The sequence below is a fragment of the Candidatus Goldiibacteriota bacterium HGW-Goldbacteria-1 genome, assembly GCA_002839855.1.
Taxonomy (GTDB): Bacteria; Oederibacteriota; PGYV01; order PGYV01; family PGYV01; genus PGYV01.
Genome location: PGYV01000004.1, coordinates 141988 through 161114 on the forward strand (window position 1 = coordinate 141988; position 19127 = coordinate 161114).

At 42.0% G+C, this 19127-nt stretch carries 19 protein-coding genes; 5 read left to right on the forward strand and 14 right to left on the reverse strand.

Annotated elements, in window-relative coordinates; all coding sequences use genetic code 11:
* Window positions 1–236: 236 nt before the first annotated feature.
* Window positions 237–740, forward strand: coding sequence for a hypothetical protein (locus CVV21_04425; protein ID PKL91996.1), 504 nt, complete (start codon window positions 237–239; stop codon window positions 738–740).
* A 13-nt stretch (window positions 741–753) separates the two neighbouring features.
* On the forward strand, window positions 754–1185 hold the full coding sequence (locus CVV21_04430; protein PKL91997.1) for a hypothetical protein: 432 nt from the start codon (window positions 754–756) through the stop codon (window positions 1183–1185).
* Between the two features lie 4 nt (window positions 1186–1189).
* Here the strand turns inward: CVV21_04430 and CVV21_04435 are convergent, their stop codons facing one another.
* The 5 genes from CVV21_04435 to CVV21_04455 all read right to left on the reverse strand — a co-directional run bounded on the left by CVV21_04435 (window position 1190) and on the right by CVV21_04455 (window position 6685).
* Window positions 1190–1903: a glycosyl transferase family 51 gene (locus tag CVV21_04435; GenBank protein ID PKL91998.1), complete on the reverse strand. Its 714-nt coding sequence runs from the start codon at window positions 1901–1903 to the stop codon at window positions 1190–1192.
* The gene (xth, locus tag CVV21_04440; protein ID PKL91999.1) at window positions 1900–2661 is read right to left on the reverse strand and encodes an exodeoxyribonuclease III; all 762 of its coding nucleotides are present in this window, start codon (window positions 2659–2661) and stop codon (window positions 1900–1902) included. Before xth ends, CVV21_04435 begins: the two co-directional genes overlap by 4 nt.
* Window positions 2662–2831: 170 nt before the next feature.
* Window positions 2832–3578, reverse strand: a complete 747-nt coding sequence (locus tag CVV21_04445; GenBank protein ID PKL92000.1) for a 2,3-diphosphoglycerate-dependent phosphoglycerate mutase — start codon at window positions 3576–3578, stop codon at window positions 2832–2834.
* 272 nt (window positions 3579–3850) lie between these two features.
* Window positions 3851–4876, reverse strand: a complete 1026-nt coding sequence (locus CVV21_04450; GenBank protein ID PKL92001.1) for a methionine sulfoxide reductase — start codon at window positions 4874–4876, stop codon at window positions 3851–3853.
* A gap of 258 nt (window positions 4877–5134) precedes the next feature.
* The gene (locus tag CVV21_04455) at window positions 5135–6685 is read right to left on the reverse strand and encodes a 2,3-bisphosphoglycerate-independent phosphoglycerate mutase (protein ID PKL92002.1); all 1551 of its coding nucleotides are present in this window, start codon (window positions 6683–6685) and stop codon (window positions 5135–5137) included.
* Between the two features lie 315 nt (window positions 6686–7000).
* Between CVV21_04455 and CVV21_04460 the strand changes: the two genes are divergently transcribed.
* Window positions 7001–7195, forward strand: coding sequence for a hypothetical protein (locus CVV21_04460; protein PKL92003.1), 195 nt, complete (start codon window positions 7001–7003; stop codon window positions 7193–7195).
* A gap of 232 nt (window positions 7196–7427) precedes the next feature.
* Here the strand turns inward: CVV21_04460 and CVV21_04465 are convergent, their stop codons facing one another.
* From CVV21_04465 to CVV21_04505, 9 genes are all read right to left on the reverse strand, one after another.
* The gene (locus CVV21_04465; protein PKL92004.1) at window positions 7428–8399 is read right to left on the reverse strand and encodes a hypothetical protein; all 972 of its coding nucleotides are present in this window, start codon (window positions 8397–8399) and stop codon (window positions 7428–7430) included.
* A 92-nt stretch (window positions 8400–8491) separates the two neighbouring features.
* The gene (locus CVV21_04470) at window positions 8492–9211 is read right to left on the reverse strand and encodes a chitooligosaccharide deacetylase (GenBank protein PKL92005.1); all 720 of its coding nucleotides are present in this window, start codon (window positions 9209–9211) and stop codon (window positions 8492–8494) included.
* Complete coding sequence (locus CVV21_04475; protein ID PKL92006.1) at window positions 9208–10701, reverse strand: hypothetical protein; 1494 nt, start codon at window positions 10699–10701, stop codon at window positions 9208–9210. Before CVV21_04475 ends, CVV21_04470 begins: the two co-directional genes overlap by 4 nt.
* Window positions 10702–10806: 105 nt before the next feature.
* Window positions 10807–11271, reverse strand: coding sequence for a hypothetical protein (locus CVV21_04480; GenBank protein ID PKL92007.1), 465 nt, complete (start codon window positions 11269–11271; stop codon window positions 10807–10809).
* 47 nt (window positions 11272–11318) lie between these two features.
* Window positions 11319–12101 (reverse strand): hypothetical protein, encoded by a 783-nt coding sequence (locus CVV21_04485; GenBank protein PKL92008.1) that lies wholly within the window; start codon window positions 12099–12101, stop codon window positions 11319–11321.
* A 31-nt stretch (window positions 12102–12132) separates the two neighbouring features.
* Window positions 12133–12699, reverse strand: coding sequence for a GNAT family N-acetyltransferase (locus tag CVV21_04490; protein PKL92009.1), 567 nt, complete (start codon window positions 12697–12699; stop codon window positions 12133–12135).
* Window positions 12696–13454, reverse strand: a complete 759-nt coding sequence (locus CVV21_04495; GenBank protein PKL92010.1) for a hypothetical protein — start codon at window positions 13452–13454, stop codon at window positions 12696–12698. The genes CVV21_04490 and CVV21_04495 overlap by 4 nt, the downstream gene beginning before the upstream one ends.
* 17 nt (window positions 13455–13471) lie before the next feature.
* Window positions 13472–14938 (reverse strand): hypothetical protein, encoded by a 1467-nt coding sequence (locus tag CVV21_04500; protein PKL92011.1) that lies wholly within the window; start codon window positions 14936–14938, stop codon window positions 13472–13474.
* 25 nt (window positions 14939–14963) lie between these two features.
* Window positions 14964–15995 (reverse strand): hypothetical protein, encoded by a 1032-nt coding sequence (locus CVV21_04505; GenBank protein ID PKL92012.1) that lies wholly within the window; start codon window positions 15993–15995, stop codon window positions 14964–14966.
* 349 nt (window positions 15996–16344) lie between these two features.
* Here CVV21_04505 and CVV21_04510 point away from each other — a divergent pair, with 349 nt between their 5' ends.
* Both CVV21_04510 and CVV21_04515 read left to right on the forward strand, forming a co-directional pair.
* On the forward strand, window positions 16345–17745 hold the full coding sequence (locus CVV21_04510; protein ID PKL92013.1) for a 2-isopropylmalate synthase: 1401 nt from the start codon (window positions 16345–16347) through the stop codon (window positions 17743–17745).
* A gap of 3 nt (window positions 17746–17748) precedes the next feature.
* Window positions 17749–18972, forward strand: a complete 1224-nt coding sequence (locus CVV21_04515) for an isocitrate dehydrogenase (NADP(+)) (protein ID PKL92014.1) — start codon at window positions 17749–17751, stop codon at window positions 18970–18972.
* Window positions 18973–19127 lie beyond the last annotated feature (155 nt).

Below are 19127 nucleotides of genomic sequence, written 5' to 3' on the forward strand. Positions count from 1 at the left end.
TACAACTGACAAGTTACAACTGACAAGTTACAACTGACAAGTTACAACTGACAAGTTACAACTGACAAGTTACAACTGAGTCCTGCAACATGTTAGCTGTTACTTGTAACTTGTTACCTGCCACCTGCCACCTGCCACTTGTACCCTGTAACCTGTAACCTGTAACCTGTAACTTGCAACCTGTTACTTGTAACTTGCTCCTATATTTGTTATATTATTTTACAGGAGGCGAAAAAATGAAAACAGCAATACCGGCGCTTATTTTGTGTTTTATCTTTATTTCATGTGCCTCCATGTCCGACTATGAAAATACCCTGAAAAACTTTAATTACCCCAATAAAATTCCCGGGACCGGCCTGATAAAAATGGAAGACGGCTATTTTGAACAGGAATTAAAACCCGGCTCTATGAATATGGCACAGTCTTCATACATCTGCGGGGCGCACGGCTACCTTGACGATGATGCCGTGGAGGATATGGCGTCTGTTATCGCGGTTTCAGGCTCCGGAGAAGGCACATATTATTATCTGTACATCCTTGTAAAATCCGGGGAAGAGTATAAATACAAAGCCAGCGCACTTTTAGGCGACAGAATAAAAATTAAAACTATCAAAATCGGCAATAAGAAAATAGGAATTCAATACTTAACTCACGGCGCTGATGATGAAAAAAATAACCCCACTGTAAGCACAGCATCAATTTTCGCCCTTTACGGGGACAGGATAAAAAAACTTAAGTAACGGAGGATACAAAATGGCTGAAGAAATTAGCACACAAAAAGAAACACCAAAACCCCCAAAAACGGTAGAACTGGCGGTGCTGTTTACGTTTCTGGCGATTATGACAGGGATGACAGAGTTTATCCTTGAACTTGCCGGAATAGGACAGCAGACAATAGAAATGGAAAATTATGAGATAACGGCGATAATTGGTTTTGCGATAAATTTTATATTCATGATTCTGTTTCTAAAAAAGCAGAACTGGGCAAGAATACTATTTACGGTGTTTTTCTTCCTGGGGCTGCTGGCACTTGTGCCGATAGTGAAAGAGGAGTTAAAAAGCGACCTTATAGGGGCAACATCAAGTATACTTCAGACAGTTTTTGAACTTATTGCAATAATGATGCTTTTTTCAAAAACCTCTAATATCTGGTTTAAAAAAGATAAAACCGTTATAAAACTTTAATATTTTATTTTTTGTAAATTTCAGGGAAATACGAAGCGGGCGCAAGCCCGCTTTTTGCTTCTTCTTCGCTAAGCTCCCCATAGTACAAATCCATAAGCCCTTTGGGCTTGTATTCACCCGATATTACTTTTTTCATGCGTTCAACCCTTTGCTTATTGGCTTTTGGTTTATTTATCGCGTGAAAAGCCTCCGGTGCAATTACCATTGCCAGGATTGATAAAAACTGCTCCCTGTTAATGTCTTTAAAAGGTTTGCCGAAAAAAGCCCGCGCCGCGTTTTCAAAGCCGATTATAACCGCGCCGTTATGTTTTCCAAGATAAGCCTGATTTAAGAAAAGCGTAAGCTGGTCGTTTTTTGATACCAGCGCGTTTAAAGCAAACTTTGACACAAGCATAAGTTTAAGTTTTCTTATCCCGGGCTTAAACTTTTTAAAATAAAACTTCTTGCCAAGCCCCTGCGTTATTGTGGTGATACCCGCACCGGGAGATTTTAAGTCTATTCCGTCGTGGGTGAAAAATGCCGGGTCTTCAATTGCCAGTATTGCGTCAAGCTGCTCTTTACTTAAATCCGCGTAAGTAATTACCGCGCCCTGAAGCAGCGGCTTTACAATTGCGTGGGTATCAGAACGCGCTTTTATGACAACAGCGGAGTAATAGATGATAATTGCGGCAATAATAATCAGCAGTACCCTTCCCGTGAGTTCTAATGCCTTTTTCATTTTATCTCCACAAATACCGGTGCGTGGTCAGAACCCATCACATCGCTTAAAATACCGGCTGATTTTATTTTTGGTTTTAATTCTTCGTTGACGTAAAAATAATCTATCCTCCAGCCTATATTCCTCTGCCTTGCGCCGCTTTTATAATCCCACCAGGTGTAATTATTCCCGTCTTTATTGAACATCCTGAACGTATCCAAATAACCTTTAGACACAAGTTTATCCAGAAACGCGCACTCCTGCGGCAGAAAACCTGATGTTTCCCTGTTTTCTTTCGGCCGCGCAAGGTCAATTTCTTTATGTGCCGTGTTCACATCTCCGCAGATTATAATATCTTTCTTCTTTCTGTTTTTTTCGGCATTTTTTAAAAACTCTTCATAGAAGGCAAGTTTTTTATCCACAAATTCCGGGCCTCTGCCGCCGTTGGGAAAATAGATGTTATATAAGAAGAACGTTTCATACTCCGCTACTATTGTCCTGCCCTCGTCGTCAAACTGCGGTTTGCCAAGGCCGTATTTTACATTTAGAGGTTTTTGTTTTGACCACAGCGCCGTCCCGCTGTACCCTTTTTTAACAGCCGATGACATGTAAAAATTATACCCTTTGATATTTTTTAACCCTTCCGGAAATGTCTCTTCCTGCGCCTTTGTTTCCTGCACACAGAAAACATCCGGATTTTCTTTTTCTATGAAAGGTATTAATAACCCTTTATTATGCACCGCCCTTATACCATTCACATTCCACGAAATAAATTTCATAAATCTCCTTTTCGCACAGGTTTTCGGTTTAAGTCTTAATTTTTTCGTTTTGGTAGCCGCGCCTTTTAAGGCGCGTTGTTTTTATTTAGCGTTTTAACTGCCCCGGGCTAAAGCCCGCGCCTACCAGATCTAAACAAAGCATCTAAGCATCCAAACTTCCAAGCGTCCATCTATTTTTTCTTTCCCTGATTTTCCACTTTCTCCATTGACTTTTTTATCTCTTCAGGGTCGCCAAGGTAATAATGTTTTAACACCCTCATCTCATCATCAAGTTCATATATTAAAGGTATGCCCGTGGGGATATTCAGTTCTGTGATATCCGCATCAGAGACGTTATCAAAATATTTTACCAGGGCGCGCAGTGAATTGCCGTGCGCGGATATTATTACCGTCTTGCCCTGTTTAATATGCGGGATGATATTTTCCCGGTAATACGGCACTGTCCTTGCAACGGTGTCTTTAAGGCATTCGGTTGAAGGTAATAAAACCGGATCAAGGTCTTTATATAATTTATCATTTAAAGGGTGGCGCGGGTCATTTAGTTCAAGGGCGGGCGGGCGTGTGTCATAGCTTCTGCGCCATATTTTTACCTGGGCTTCGCCGTATTTTTCAGCCATCTCCGCTTTATTAAGCCCCTGCAGCGCGCCGTAGTGGCGTTCGTTTAACTGCCACGCTTTTATGACAGGAATATGCTGTAATTTCATGTCATCCATAACTATGGATAAAGTCCTTTCCGCGCGTAATAAAACAGAGGTGAATGCGATGTCAAAATTCAGATTTTCTTTTTTTAAGGTTTCCGCGGCTTTGTGGGCTTCTGCAATTCCTTTTTCAGACAGGTCAACATCGGTCCAGCCCGTAAACCGGTTTTCCTTGTTCCACTGTGATTCCCCATGGCGCAACAGTATAAGTTTATGCATGAATTAATTATACAACAGAATATAAGAATTTAACCCATATATAAAACACGAGGGACAGAGGGACGGAAGGAAAGCCGTAGCTGGGCGGCTAAGCAGCTTGGCAGCTGGGAAATAAAAACGCGAGGGACGGAAGGTTGGTTTGGATCTGGTAGGCGCACCTTTTAAGGTGCGTTGTTTTAATTTTTATTTTTTAATAATCAAAATCAACACCAGCTGCCATGCTGCTCAGCCGCTTAGCTACAGCCTTTATTTATGGGATATGGGTTAACAGTTTATTGGTTAAATATTTTTATATATTCCCCATACCCTTCCTTATATAAATCCTCTTTGGGGATGAACCTTAAAGACGCGGAGTTTATGCAATACCTCTCCCCTGTAGGATTAGGCCCGTCATTAAAGACATGGCCAAGGTGAGAGCCGCCTTTTTTACTTTTAACTTCCACGCGCGTCATATAACCGCTTTTGTCCTCTTTTTCTATTACTGATGCTTTATCAATGGGCTTTGTAAATGACGGCCAGCCCGTACCGGAATCAAACTTGTCAGTTGAACTGAACAGCGGTTCTCCTGTCACCACATCCACATATATGCCCTCTTTATGATTATCCCAGTATTCATTTTTAAAGGGCGGCTCTGTCCCGCATTCCTGCGTAACTTTATACTGTATGGATGTGAGCATCTTTTTAAGGTCAGGCTTTTTTTCATCTTTCCACGTCTTCTTTAAGAATGCTTCCCTGCCGGAGCCTTTTTTGTACATCCCGTAATGGAAAGGGTTTGTCTTGTAATAATCCTGGTGATACTCTTCGGCGTCATAAAATTCAAATGCCGCCTTTATTGAAGTCACAATTGGTTTATTAAATACCCCGGATTTTTCAAGCTCTGTTTTTGATTTTTCCGCGGCTTTTTTCTGCTCTTCATCCAGATAAAATACGGCCGTAATATACTGGCTGCCCTTATCCGCAAACTGGCCTTTGGCGTCAGTAGGGTCTATCTGATGCCAGAATATTTCAAGCAGCCGTTCGTATGATACTTTTTTAGGGTCGTAAGTAACTTTTATTGCTTCAATATGCCCTGTGCTTCCGGTAGAGACCTCTTTATACGAGGGGTCTTTAGTAGACCCCCCGGTATAACCAGCCCTTACATCAATCACGCCATTTTCTGCTTCAAACGGGCCTTCCATACACCAGAAACATCCTCCCGCAAATATCGCTGTTTTATTCATATTATTCACCGCTCCCTTCGCCAATATGGCTGCAGCTGTTAAAATCAACACCGCTGTAATTACGATAAGTTTTTTCATCTATCTCTCCTATATATCACCTTTGTAGTGATATTATAGCAGGCAGAAATCACAAAGTCAAGTTTTTGGGGTTGCAGCAGAATATATTCTCATCCTTTTAAAGTAGAGACGCATCATGATGCGTCTAGGGTTTGGTATTTCAAAACCGGAGACGCAATATATTGCGTCTCTACATTTAAAAAAAACACCGCCAATAAAAACAAAAAGCCGCGGGTACGTGCGACACACATACCCACGGCTTTAATTCTATTATGTAATTTATTTAATGATTAACGATTCTGCTGTTGCTTCCACAGGTTTTTTAACATCAAGTAAATCCAATACTGTTGCGCCTATGTCCGCTAATACGCCTTTTGCCTTTAACTTCACCTTATCCGCATCTTTATCCACATATATCATTTCCACCGGATAAGTGGTATGCGCTGTCTTAACCGCGCCTGTTGCCGCGTCTGCCATCTCTTCCGCGTTGCCGTGGTCAGCCGTTATCAGAACCGTGTAGCCGGCGTCAAGCGCCGCTTTTGTTACAAGCCCTGTGCATTCATCCACTACTTCCACCGCTTTTTTTGCGGCTTCATAAACGCCTGTGTGGCCTACCATATCGCAGTTGGCAAAATTAATTGTTACAAAATCGTATTTTCCTGTTTTTAATTCTTCAATCGCCCTGTCCTTTACAAAATACGCTTCCATTTCCGGGTGTTCCGCGAAAGCCGATGGGTCAAAACGCCCTTTTAATTCTATGCGGTCTTCGCCTTTATACGGTTCCAGCATCTTGCCGTTAAAAAACGATGTAACGTGTTTAAACTTCTGTGTTTCGGTTATGCGCAGCTGTTTTAAACCTTTTTTTGAAACCTCTTCGCCTACCAGATTCGCCATATCGCCGCCTTCGTCAAGCGGGGGCAGTACATTAAATTTAAACGCGTCATAATACCTGGTAAGCCCGCAGTACGCGATGTCCAATTTTTTATCGCGCTTTCCGGCGTACACATCATCCACAAACGCGTTGGTAAGCTGTATCGCGCGGTCCTGCCTGTAATTAAAGTGAATTACGCCGTCGCCGTCCTTTATGCCGGGGTAATCGCCTATTACTGTCGGCGGAATGTATTCATCTGTCATATCTGTTCCGTCCGGAACCTTGTCGTTTTTATAGCTTTGTTCAATTGCCTCGCGCGCGGAATTTGCTTTTTTGCCTTCGCACTTTACCATGCAGTTATACGCCATATCTGTTAAGTCCCATTTTTTTCCGCGGTCCATAGCGAAATAGCGCCCCATTAACGTGCCTACAACGCCTTTATTATATTCCTTAAACTTTGCTTCCAGTTTTTCAAGGTAGGTAAGCGAGGAACGCGGGTATGTGTCGCGGCCGTCCGCGAAGAAATGAACGTAAACATTTTTTATATTCTGCGCTGCAGCTTCCTTTATTATGGCAAACAGGTGTTCCTGATGCGCGTGCACGCCTTCATCCTGAACAAGCCCCATTGCGTGAAGGGCCCCTGATTTTTTTGCCGCTTCAAAAGCGCGCTTCATGTTGGGATTGCCGAATACCGTACCCTCTTCAATGGCCTCATTAATACGCACCACTTCCTGTTTTACAATCCTTGCCGCGCCCATGTTTAAATGTCCCACTTCGGAACTTCCCATGTATCCAGCGGGAACGCCTACAGACAATCCGGAAGCTTCAAGCACACTGTGCGGATATTGTTTTAAAAGCGCGTCAGTATAAGGTTTATTCGCGTTTTTTACTGCATTATAAGGCGAGTCGGGTCCAATTCCCCATCCGTCGCGGATGATAAGAAGTACTTTTTTAGCCATTACAGAACCTCCGGTTATTTTCGCGGAATGCCGGGGGCACACCGCAGTTTTTTCAACAGGTCATATATTACAACAAAGAAAGGGTTATGTAAACAACGGGCTTGGGAGGAAAGCAGCTCGGCAGCTCGGCAGCTTAGCAAGGACATAAAGGCGCGGCTCGGCGGCTTAGTGGCTTAGTATTTTGCTCCAACCAAGCTGCCAAGCTGCCAAGCTGCTGAGCCGCATGTTTAAAAACAGCGCAACCTTTTCCCCTTATCCTATGTCTAATATATTGAAGAGCAAAAGTGGTGACGCTTTACAACGGAGTGTGCGGCCATGAAGGTAAAAATAGCCAAGATAAACATTCAGAAAAAGCCTTCAGAGATAACCTTAAAAGAACTTCTTGAACTTGACGCAGTAGAAGAGCCGTTTTTGGGCACGCTTTGCGACCTTGATAAAGATGCCTTTTCCACTGAAATAGTCCAGATTTCCTCCCGGTCTTTAAGGACAGTTTATATTAGTGAGAATTAGTAACGGCGGAGGCTTGGACGCTTAGAGGCTTAGAAGCTTAGAAGCTTGGTTAAAACTAATACCGTAAAAAATCAGGCCGGCAAAAGCACAGAGGGACAGAAGAAGTGAAAATAAAGCGATTTAAGCTATAAGCAATTAAGCAGAAGCGATAAAATAAACAACATCGAACGCTGAAAAAATATAGGTTTTTCCAAGCATCTAAGCATCTAACCATCCAACCATCAATTACTTACTACTTGCTTTCCTTCATCTTACCCAACGCTTTGAAAACTTTTTCCCTTACCTCTTTTAACGTGTTTTCGTTTTCTGCGGAAATTCCTATGACAAACGGCATCTTTGAATAATACTTTATCTTTGCCCTTCTTATGTTTTCACCCGGATAAAAATTACCATAAAAACCAAGCTTATCTTCAGAAATATACTTAAGCTTCTTTTTCATATTCTGCTTATCCTGCGACCACCCTAAAAACACAAGATAAGACGGCCCTTTAAGGGCTATTGAACCATAACTATTCATGTCTTCTTCCTGTTCTATACTAAACACCAGACCGGCTTTTTTTAAGACGTCAACAGCACCCCTTAAATCTTCATAAAAACCTTTTGGGACTTTGTCAGCTTTAAGATATACCACTAATTTCCCGTCCATATAAACAGCCTCTCCCGAAGGCTGATCCCTAAACTCTTCTGAAAACAGCTGCGCAACACCTTCCCTTTTATTGCCGGTCATTTTTCCGTTTACACTTTTATTGCCGTTTTGAAAATAGCAGGTAAAATCAGAGGCGTTACCCCCGGAATAATTGTATTCACACTCCACACATCCTTTGCAGCGGCTGTAAAAAGTCTTTACAACACCTTCAAGTTTCCCGTTTTTGTAATTTTCTTCCAGAAAAGGAGTGCCGCTGTTAATTTTCCACAAAACCTTGCCGTCAGCAAATTCATTGTCTTTAAAAACAACTTCAGCATAGCGGTGCTCCGCGTAGGAAAACTCCCATTCTATCTCAGCCAATCCGTTTATGATTTGCCCTTCTTTCTGAATAGTGCCGTCATCTTTATAAGTCCACGAGGCTATTTCTTTATACTTTGAGTCTTTAAAAATTAATTTATTTTCATCAATGTTTTTAATAGCGTGAATTGTGGGTTCCGAGGAAAAAACTGAAATAACAAAGATAAGCGCAAACAGAGAAACAAAGAATACCTTTTTCATGAACACCCCTCCATATTTTTTTATAATATTAACAAAAAAATATAAAACATCAAGTTTTTATTTTATCAGCGGAAAAAACAGGCGGATTAAAGCTAAGGTCGTCCCGATTTTATTTTAGCGGCGATATTACCAAAGGTGTCTGTCAGGATGGTATCGCGGTTTTGGGAGAGGTACTGTACAAGTTCCCTGTGCGCGCGGTCTGTGACGGAGATATAATCGCCTTCAATTCCGTGAAATAAAAATACAACCCACATACCGTTCTGCGCGGCTTTCTTTACCATTTCTATCATCTGTGCGCCGTCACATTCCACCCCAAAACACGGCACCTCGTACAGATCAACAGACACAGGGTCAGCGTAAATGCTTTGCACGCCCCTTGCGGCTATGAACTTTTCTTTTATTAAAGGTTTATAGCTTATCTCCCTGCTCTTACCAAGAGAGCTCTGCCCGCACGGGTAAGCAAACACATATTTGTCGGCTTTATAATTAAATTCATCTTTTACTATCCTTAAATTTTCATCAATCTCTTCACGCATTCTTGCCATGTCATAATCCTGCAGGGCAAAGCCCTTAGGTACAAAATCAAAGGAGATGTCACACGGGTGGTTTATTGTATGAATGCCTATTTCGTGGCCGTCAGCTGCGGCGCCGCGCCAGGCAGGATATTTTTCCGGATTTTTAAGCGCTTCGCCCGACACAAAGAAGGTTCCTTTTAACCCGGATTCATTTAACGCGGGAACCGCGTATTTAAGCTGTGAATCAAGGCCGTCGTCATAGGTTAAACTTACCATTGCGCTGTAATCAATAATCATCTTACCGGCTTCTTCATAATAACAGCGCCAATGCGCTGCATTATTTTTTTTGCCCCTTCAATGTTCCACTTCCAGTCAAAAGGCCTTACTTTGCGTAAAAGGTATAAAGGCCTGAAAAGAAGTTTCCTGTATATATGATTCCTTAATTTCTTTAAATCATCCGCTGTAAGCGCCTGCGTCCTTATTACCGGCTCTTCCGCAAGCGGGAAATATTTTGACCAGTCTTTTGTAAGCAGAAAGCCGTTTTCTTCGTAATATTTGTAAATATCCGTGTTGGGAAAAGGCGTGGAAAAGCACACCTGCGTGTAGAACGGGTCTATCTCTTTTATGAATTTTATTGTCTCTTCAACGGTCTCTTTTGTTTCACCGGGAAGGCCTATAATCACAAGCGCGTAGAACATTATGCCAAGCTCTTTGCACCATTTTGCAGCCTGCCGGATATCGTCAAGGGTCACGCCTTTTTTAATATTTTTCAGAATTTCCGCGGAACCGGTTTCCACACCTATCGCTATTTCTTTCATGCCCGCTTTTTTCATGGCTTTTAACATTTCATAAGTTACAAGGTTTGCCCGTGTGCAGCAGACCCATTCAAGGGAATTAAGCCCTTCTTCTACCATCCTTTTAGACAGCTCTTCCACCCTGCCGCCCTTTATGGAAATGGTATCGTCAAAGAATAAGAATGATTTTATGCTGAAATTTGACTTCAAGTATTTAATTTCCTGAATTACGCTTTCAATGTTTCTTTCCCTGCAGCGCGACTTCCCATAAGCGCAGAACGTGCAGTTAAAAGGGCAGCCGCGCGTTGTCTGAACAAGCGCAAAAGGCGCGGACATAACACCGGTATGATAAGGTTTTAAGGACGGCAGCAATTCATAAGCCGGAAAAGGCAGCTTATTGATATCTTTTATTTCCGCGGCTTTCTCATTTGTAAACACGCGCCCGTTACAGCGAAAAGAGATTCCGGGCACTTTAGCCAGAAAAGTCAGGCAGCCTTCAGCTCTGTCTTCGGCGCTTAACAGCCATTGGCCGGGTTGCAGGTCTTTTGTTTTTTTATGCACCATAACTTCCCTGCATAGGGCGCCAATCACGGCTTCCGGTTCTGAATCTATAAAGACATCCACAAAGTTTTTCTTAAAAATTGAATCCCTTATTTCCGTGACATCCGCTATTATTTTATTTCTAAGCACAGTCAAGGCGCCAAGGCCGTGCGCTATTTTTAGAACTTCCAGATCCTGTTCCTGCGTGTCAAACCCGCAGCGCGAAACCACAATATCAGGGGCAAATTTTATCATTTCTTCGGTTACCGTCTGAATTCCCATATCAAACCCGTTAGCATCAATCAGCTTAACTTCATAATCCGCCTCTTTATTAATAACCGAAGCCATATATAACAATGAAAGCGGCGGATAAACCGACCCCATATCCTTATGCTCAAACCGCTCTTCCCTTACCACAGGAAAACCATCCACCCGCGGCGGGTTTATAAACAATACTTTAAGTTTGTTAATCGTTCTTCTCCCATCTTTTTTCTTAACTGACTATATCACCATGGGTTAATTTTGTAAATTGCGGGTTTTTAAACAAATCCTCCACCGCTACCTATAAGGGTCTACTAAAAAACGAATCAAAAATACCGAAATAATTATGACCACTCCCAAAACAAACAAATTACCAGTTTCCAAGAACGCCGCCAATAAAAGAAATACAAAAAAACTTGATAAACTTAAAAGTGTTCGATCGCTAGGATTGAACTTCGAATAATTCCGCCAAATTTTCAACCTTTTAGATAAAGCATTTGACCACGAACCTTTAAAATAGAAATCATCAAATAAGAATCTTTTTTCATTATATTGAAAAACAAATGTATCAGCAGGTCCATCAAATGGATCTTTATACCTCTTTACAGATAATTTATTTATCTTTATCTCGTACTTCTTAAATAACCCAATTAATACAATTGTATTTTTACGTATTACAATTTTTCTAATAAAATAAGGCGGCGCAAACAACGCACGTAAAAAAAACGCCTTGAATTCATTATTATCACTTTTCCTAACCATTAATCACATTCTCCTCTTGCTGATTAAAATTATATTGTTAAATATGATTATCCCGTAAAAGAGCTTCCACATTCACCACAAAACTTACTGTCGCTCCGGTTTATTACGCCACATTGTTTGCAAATATTGTTTGAGGTTGCCGCTTTAATAATAAAATAGAGTTCCGGCAAATTGCGCCTTCTGTAGATTTTTACCTTATTACCTGACTTTGTCGTAATAAAAATACGCACGGATTGATCTTTAACACCATATCTAACAAATTCTTCACAGCCATATTTCAATTCAGATATCTCATTATATTTTATTACATGTTTTCCCCAGTAGTTTATTAGCGTCAACTCATCCTTATCAAGCATCACATATGTGAATCCGTTTTTGTCTATAGTCATTGAATTTTTTGAATTAATACTGTATTGCCGAGGAACTCTATTTACACCAGACTCTAAATTAACTCTGCTTAAAATTTTGTTTATCAAATCATCATAATTTTCCATTTGATAATCAACAAACATAAGCATTTTCTTGTTTCCATCAAACATTTCAATGCGTCTCATAGGAATATTTTCATATAAATATTTAATCTCTTCCCATTTTAAAGTTTTCCTGCCTGACACACCCCTAAATTCTATTATATCCTGATCAATAGTAACTTTCCTGTAAGAATCAATTAAACCCCATATCAAGAAAAACGATACCATTATGGCTATAAATTTAATTTTTCCCGAACTTATACTATCCGTCAAAAAAGCATCTGCACCAAATACAAAAACCAATAATGAAACCCCGGTCAAAAAAATACTATAATCAAATTTATATACTTTTTTCTGCATCCAACTCTCCCCTGTCAATCTATAAATTCTTTTATTTCCTCTCTTTAATGTACTCCCCTGCCAGTATTGCATAGCTTTTCATGTCCCTGAAACTGCTTCCCTTATAAGCGTATTGTTTTAAGATACCTTCACACTTCATGCCGCATTTTTCCAGTACTTTCGCGGAGGCGTCATTTTCCGCGTCGCAGTATGCTTCTATGCGGTTAAGTTTTATTTCGTTAAACCCAAATTCAATTGTTTTGGCGACGCCTTCTGTCATATACCCTTTGTTCCAGCAGTCTTTGCGGATGGCAAACGCAATCTCTGCCCTTTTATTGGCGGAGTAATAGGACACAAATCCACAGACGCCTATTAACTGATTATTTTCTTTAAGAATAACCGCCCAGTTGGAAGGTTTGTTATCTGCGTAACGTTTTGTAATAAACCTTACCAGCACTTTTGAATCTTCAATTGTCTTATGGGCGTCCCATGAAGTGTATTTTGCCACATCCGGGTCGGATGCGAATTCAAACACCGCTTTATAATCATCCGCCTGCACCGGGCGCAATATAAGCCTTTTTGTTTCCAGCACCGGAAGATTTACAAAATGTTTTTTCATTTTCCATCCTTAGATGATGGCAGCAAGTATTTATCAACACTGCTCTTTGCGTCAGCAACAGCCTTAGGATTTTCATCCTTAATTACCGTCAACAACTCATAAATGTATTCACCATCATGAGAACCGGAATATTGATCCAAAAGGATCAAAAGCATGGCTGTATTGGCATCACCAAATACTTTTCTGTTTTTTTCTATGTGTTCAATTAAAATCAGCGCCTCGCCGCGATACACAGCATAATATTCATCATTTTTATTAGTACGCCTTTGAACAGCCGCTAAAACATAATCTAGAGTTTGCTCGTATGTCTTTAGATTATTTATATTTGTCTCTACTTCTTGCCTTTTGGGTTCCATTAGCGCAGACAGAGCGTCCTCATTTTTTTCAACACGTGATAAAAATACCGGGCTTATAAGAAACAAAGAAAATACCTGAACATTTAAAAAAGTAAAAACCACTATATACAATAACGAAAAAAGTATTTTAAAAACTTTTCTATCAGCCAGCGTCCAAACTAAAAACATCCCTATAAACGGCAATAAAAACATACCAATACCCAAATAAAATTCAATTGCTACAAATGTGTTATATATAAATTCATTGGTTATAAAAAGAAGCATCAGATTAATCAGAAGTAAAGGCACCCAAAAAATTAATGAAAAAATAGAAATATACAAAATATTATTTCGCTTTGTCTGTATTCTCTTTGTTATTTCAACATTTCCCATTTTTCCCATCCCATTTATTAAATTCAAACCAAATCCTGCCAAACTCAATAATCCTTTGTATGCCCCATTAACGATTTAACTCCGCGAAAGGCAAGGGCAATTTCGCGCGGGCTGCGTATTGATAATAAGCTCTTTATCAAAAATAACGGGTGCTTGTGAATGTTCCACATCTTCTTGCACCAGTATTCATTATCATAGTTAGACTTTAATATATTATGCTCCATATCCATTTTTTCATAATCTTTGCCGTCTTTTGTCAGCCAGCCGTTGTTTTCCGCGTCTTTGTATAGCGGGGTGCCGGGATACGGCATAATTATGGACGCCTGCATGGAATCCCCAAAGTGTGTCTTATATAGCATAAGTTCTTTTGCCGCGGCGTATGTTTTTTTCACCGAATCCTCGTTTTCCCACGGATATCCCACCATCATTGTCAGCAGCACTTTAAACCCGTAGCGCTTTGCCCTTTTAACATTCTCTATAATATCTTCTATTTTTTCAAGTTTGCCTATCCTGTGAAGCGTGGCAGTGTCGCCGGATTCAAGGCCGACTTTTAATAGCCTGTACCCGATCTTTTTCATAAGCGCGCATTTTTCCTCTGTTAAATTTTCCGCGCGCGCGTTGGAACTTATTACAAACTTTCCCTTAATCCCCCGCTTTTCAATTTCAACTAAAAATTCCTGCATCCACGCCGTATTCCATACAGCGCCGGATTCATTGTCGTCAAAAATCTCGTGAACGCCGTATTTCTTAACCAGCATTTCCACTTCGCCCGCCACATTAGCCGCGGAACGCAGACGCGCTTTTCTTGCCCAGAACGCGTGCTGCCAGATGCAGAACGTGCATACGCCGCCTGTGTCTTTTCCTTCACGGCCGCAGCCGCGCCCTGTTAAAATATACGCGCACGGCCTTAAAAGATACGCTTCGCCGTAAGTTTTCCAGTTTGTCAAATCGCGGTCAATATATGGAAGACTGTCAAGGTTATCATCAAGTTTAAATCTGCCGGAATTTTTTACTTCGCCGTTTTCCCTGTAATAAACCCCCGCAGGCATTTCCCCTTTACCGGACAGATGCGCTGCAAGCTGAACCGCCAGAATATCATAATCGCCGCCGGTTAAAATATAATCTGCCGGACAGTTGCTCATTGACTCTTCCGGAAAATACGTGACATGGTCGCCGCACAGTATAACTTTGCACGCGGGATATTTTAATTTGAATTGTTTTACCCATTCCCAGTGAAATTTAATTATGGGCGTCTTTGTTTCCACCATTACAATTTCCGGCGCAAAGGTATCAAGCCTTTCGTCAAACCCTTCAGCTGTCATGCCTTCGTTTATTCCGTCAAGAAAAAGCACCTGATGCCCCTGTGCTTTTAAATTGGACGCAGCGTGCGCGGGTATTAAAGGGTATATTTTTATCTGCCTTGAATGGGTGAATTTAAACTGCCTGTTCTGGCCTAAAAGCGGTATTTTTCCGCTGCGGTAAACCGGGGGATAAATGATGGCAAAACGCATGGTTAATTACTTCTTGCTTTTATTTCTACCACAGATAATCCAGCGGGTTTTTTACAGCGCCGTTTCTAAAAATTGAAAAATGAAGGTGCGGCCCTGTCGTGCGCCCCGTGTTTCCGGACTTGGCAATAAGCTGCCCGGCTTTTACGCGCTGCCCCTGCTTTACGTGTATCTTGCTTAAATGGCCGTATAAGGTGGAATACCCGTTGTCATGCTGTATGCGTATGTAATATCCGTACCCGTTGGCAAAACCCGCTTCTGTCACCCTTCCCGCGGCTGCGGCGCCTACCCACGTGCCTATCTTTGCGCGTATGTCCACGCCGTTATGCATTTTTGTAACGCCCTGAATTAACGGGTCGTTTCTTGTGCCGATAAGGGAAGTGTATTCACCGGCAAGGGGCGACCTGAAAAGGCGCCTTGTGGCAAAAAGTTTTGACATGTCTTCATTTAACAGCACCGGTTTTTTCCCCTGCATAAAAATAATATCGCCGGTCTTTACTTTGCGTTTAATATTGTTATATGTTTTTATATAGTCTTCTGTCACGTTATACAGCTCTGCTATTTCCTGTAATGTTTCCCCGTCTTTTACCTGATGAATTGTTCCGCCCAGATTTGGAAGTATTATCTGTTCGCCAAGGCCGGCGATAAGGTTTTTAAACTGCGGATTACACCCTACTATCGTATCAATTGTATAATTTCTTTTTTTCGCGATTCCCCAGAAATTTTCCCCGGCTTTAACAGTGCATACGGAAAACCTGGCTTCTTTTGCCAAAGACTTCTTATTCAGGTAAACAAGGGCAAGTTCCAGGTCACGGCTGCAGACATCGGCATAGCTGTCATTCATAAGTTCTGAATAGTCCTGCTTGTCATCTGAAAGAAGCGTGTTGCCTGATGCCTTTGGCCTTAAAGGGGCGTTTGCCGCACTGTCGCCCGCGCTTAACAGGATACCCGCGAAAGTAATTACCGTAACAAAAGCTATAAACACAAAAAGCACCGCCACCCTCTGCAGCGACACATTTTTTAAATGCTTTTTAATAAAATTCTGTAACATTCCACACATCCTTGAAGTTTTGTATTATGTATAAAAATATATAGCATATTTTGGGTTAAATCAAGCATAAAAACGGAGGCTTGTAAGGTTGGATGCTTGGAGGCTTGGATGCTTTGAGGCTTGGTAAGGCTTGGACGCTTGGAGGCTTTGACGCTTGGAAGCTTGGTTAGTTCGATTTTGCCGAGCATCTAAACATCTAACCGTCCAAGCATCCAGCTGAGCTTCTAAGCATCAACCAAGCCTCTAAGCTTCTAACCATCTAAGCATCCATCCAAGCATTTATTGACGTACCCTGTTAAATAGGTTATAATTTTTCAACTTACTTATGCACTTTATGTTACGCCCGGAGGTATTAAAAATGCTTCAATACAACAAATCAAGGAAACTTTTTGAGGAAGAATTTTATCATTATGAGCTTCAGGATGTAACAGAACCCCAGCTTTACAGGGACTTCTTTCCTTATGATGATGTCCCCAAAATAGTTTTCAACAACAGGGTCATGCCTATGGACCCGCCTGATGATATCTGGATTACAGATACCACTTTCCGCGACGGACAGCAGTCGCTTCCTCCCTTTGAAGTTGATGATATTGTCCACCTTTATGACCTTATGCACAAACTTGACGGCAATACGGGTTTAATACGCCAGACAGAGTTCTTTTTATACACAGAAAGGGACCGCGCCGCCATTGAAAAATGCCTTGCGCGCGGATACAAATACCCGGAAATTACCGGCTGGATACGCGCCGTGGAATCTGACTTTAAACTTGTTAAAGCCATGGGCTTAAAAGAAACCGGAATTTTAACATCTGTTTCCGACTACCACATCTTTTTAAAACTTAAATGGACCCGCAGACAGGCTCTTGATAACTACTTAAAGATAGCAAGGACAGCGCTTGATAACGGCATAATTCCGCGCTGCCACTTTGAAGACATTACCAGGGCGGATATTTACGGTTTTGTAGTCCCCTTGGCCAACGAACTTATGAAACTTTCCAGAGAATACAATATGCCCGTTAAAATAAGGATGTGCGACACCATGGGCTACGGAATTGCAATGCCCGGCGCCGCCCTTCCGCGAAATGTCAACGGCATCGTTTACGCAATGCACCATTTTGCCGGCGTGCCTTCCGAATGGCTTGAATGGCACGGGCACAACGATTTTTACCGCGGCCTTACAAACGGCATTTACGCCTGGATGTACGGCGCGTGCTCTGTAAACGCAGCGTGGCTTGGCATTGGCGAAAGGACAGGCAACACGCCGCTTGAAGCGCTTATCATGGAATACATTTCTTTCCGCGGGCGCGAAGGCAAAGAAACTCTTGACACAACCATCATCACGGAAATCGCGCGCTACATGAACCAGAAAATGGGTATTGAAATAGCCGCCAAACAGCCGCTTGTGGGCAAAAACTTTAATGTCACCAAAGCCGGCATACACGCGGACGGGCTGATGAAGAACGAGGAAATTTACAACATATTTGACACCAAGAAAGTTTTAAACAGGCCTATAATGGTGGGCATCACTGATAAGTCCGGCGTGTCCGGAATTGCGCTGTGGATAAATTCTTTCTTTGAAATTCCCGACGGGGAAAAACTTGCAAAGGATAATGCCGGCGTTGTAAAAATAAAGGATATCGTGGACAAACAGTATGTGGACGGCAGAATAATAGGCATTGCCGATGAAGAGATGATAACATGGGTAAAGGAATTCCTTCCCGATATTTATAAAAAATTCGGTCCGACCGTAGGAGTATAAAACATGGCTGAAAAAATTACAGTAAACGAAAAACACGAACTTAAAGTACCTGCCAACCCGATAATATGCTTCATCGAAGGCGACGGCATAGGCCCTGACATCTGGCGCGCCACTCAGTCTGTCGTGGACGCGGCTGTTGAAATCGCTTACAGCGGCGCAAGAAAGATAGAATGGAAAGAGATTCTTGCAGGCGAGAAAGCAAAAAACGCAACGGATTCCTACCTTCCCGAAGAGACAATTGACGCGATAAAAGAATACACAGTGGCAATAAAAGGCCCGCTTACAACACCGATAGGCGGCGGCATACGCAGCATTAACGTCACTTTAAGGCAGCGCCTTGACCTTTTCGCGTGCATCAGGCCCGTGCGTTATTTTCAGGGCGTTGATTCCCCTGTTAAAAAACCGCAGGACCTAAACGTGATTATATTCAGGGAAAATACCGAAGACGTTTATTCCGGCATTGAATGGGAAGCAGGAAGCGAAGACGCAAAAAAAGTTATCTCTTTTATCAACACCAATTTTAACAAGACCATACTTTCCGAAAGCGGAATAGGCATTAAGCCAATGAGCGAATTCGGCACAAGGCGCCTTATGCGCATGGCAATTCAGCACGCAATAAAAAATAAAAACAAAAGCATCACCATAGTCCACAAGGGCAACATCATGAAATTTACCGAAGGCGCGTTTGCAAAGTGGTGCTACCGCGAAGCGGAAGAAAACTTCCGGGATATAATTGTAAAAGAATCTGAAGCTGCAGCCGGCACGTCAACAGAGGGCAAGATATTAATAAAGGACAGGATAGCGGATGCCATGTTTCAGCAGATACTGTTAAGGCCGTCGGAATATGACATTATTATCACCCCTAACTTAAACGGCGATTACCTGTCAGACGCCGCGGCAGCGCAGGTAGGCGGGCTTGGAATGGCGCCCGGCGCAAACATAGGCAAATACGCCGTGTTTGAAGCCACACACGGTACCGCGCCTAAGTACGCAAATCTGGATAAAGTAAACCCGGGCTCCCTTATGCTTTCAGCCGTTATGATGCTTGAACACCTTGGCTGGCCGGAAGCCGGCAAACTTACCATTGACGGAATTGAACGCACAATTTCAAACAAAACAGTGACATACGACCTTGCGCGCCAGATGGAAGGCGCCGTTGAACTTAAATGCTCGGAATACGGAAAAAAGATTGTTGAGAACATGAAACTTATATCAACTGGCATGTAACAGGTGACAACTAACAGCTAACAGGTAACAGCTGACAAGTTACAAGTAACAACTATCAGGTTAAAGTACAAGTTTTCAGCTGTAACTTGTAAGCTGTTACTTGTAAGCTGTCACCTGTTACTTGTTACTTGTAACCTGTTACTTATCTCTCTTGG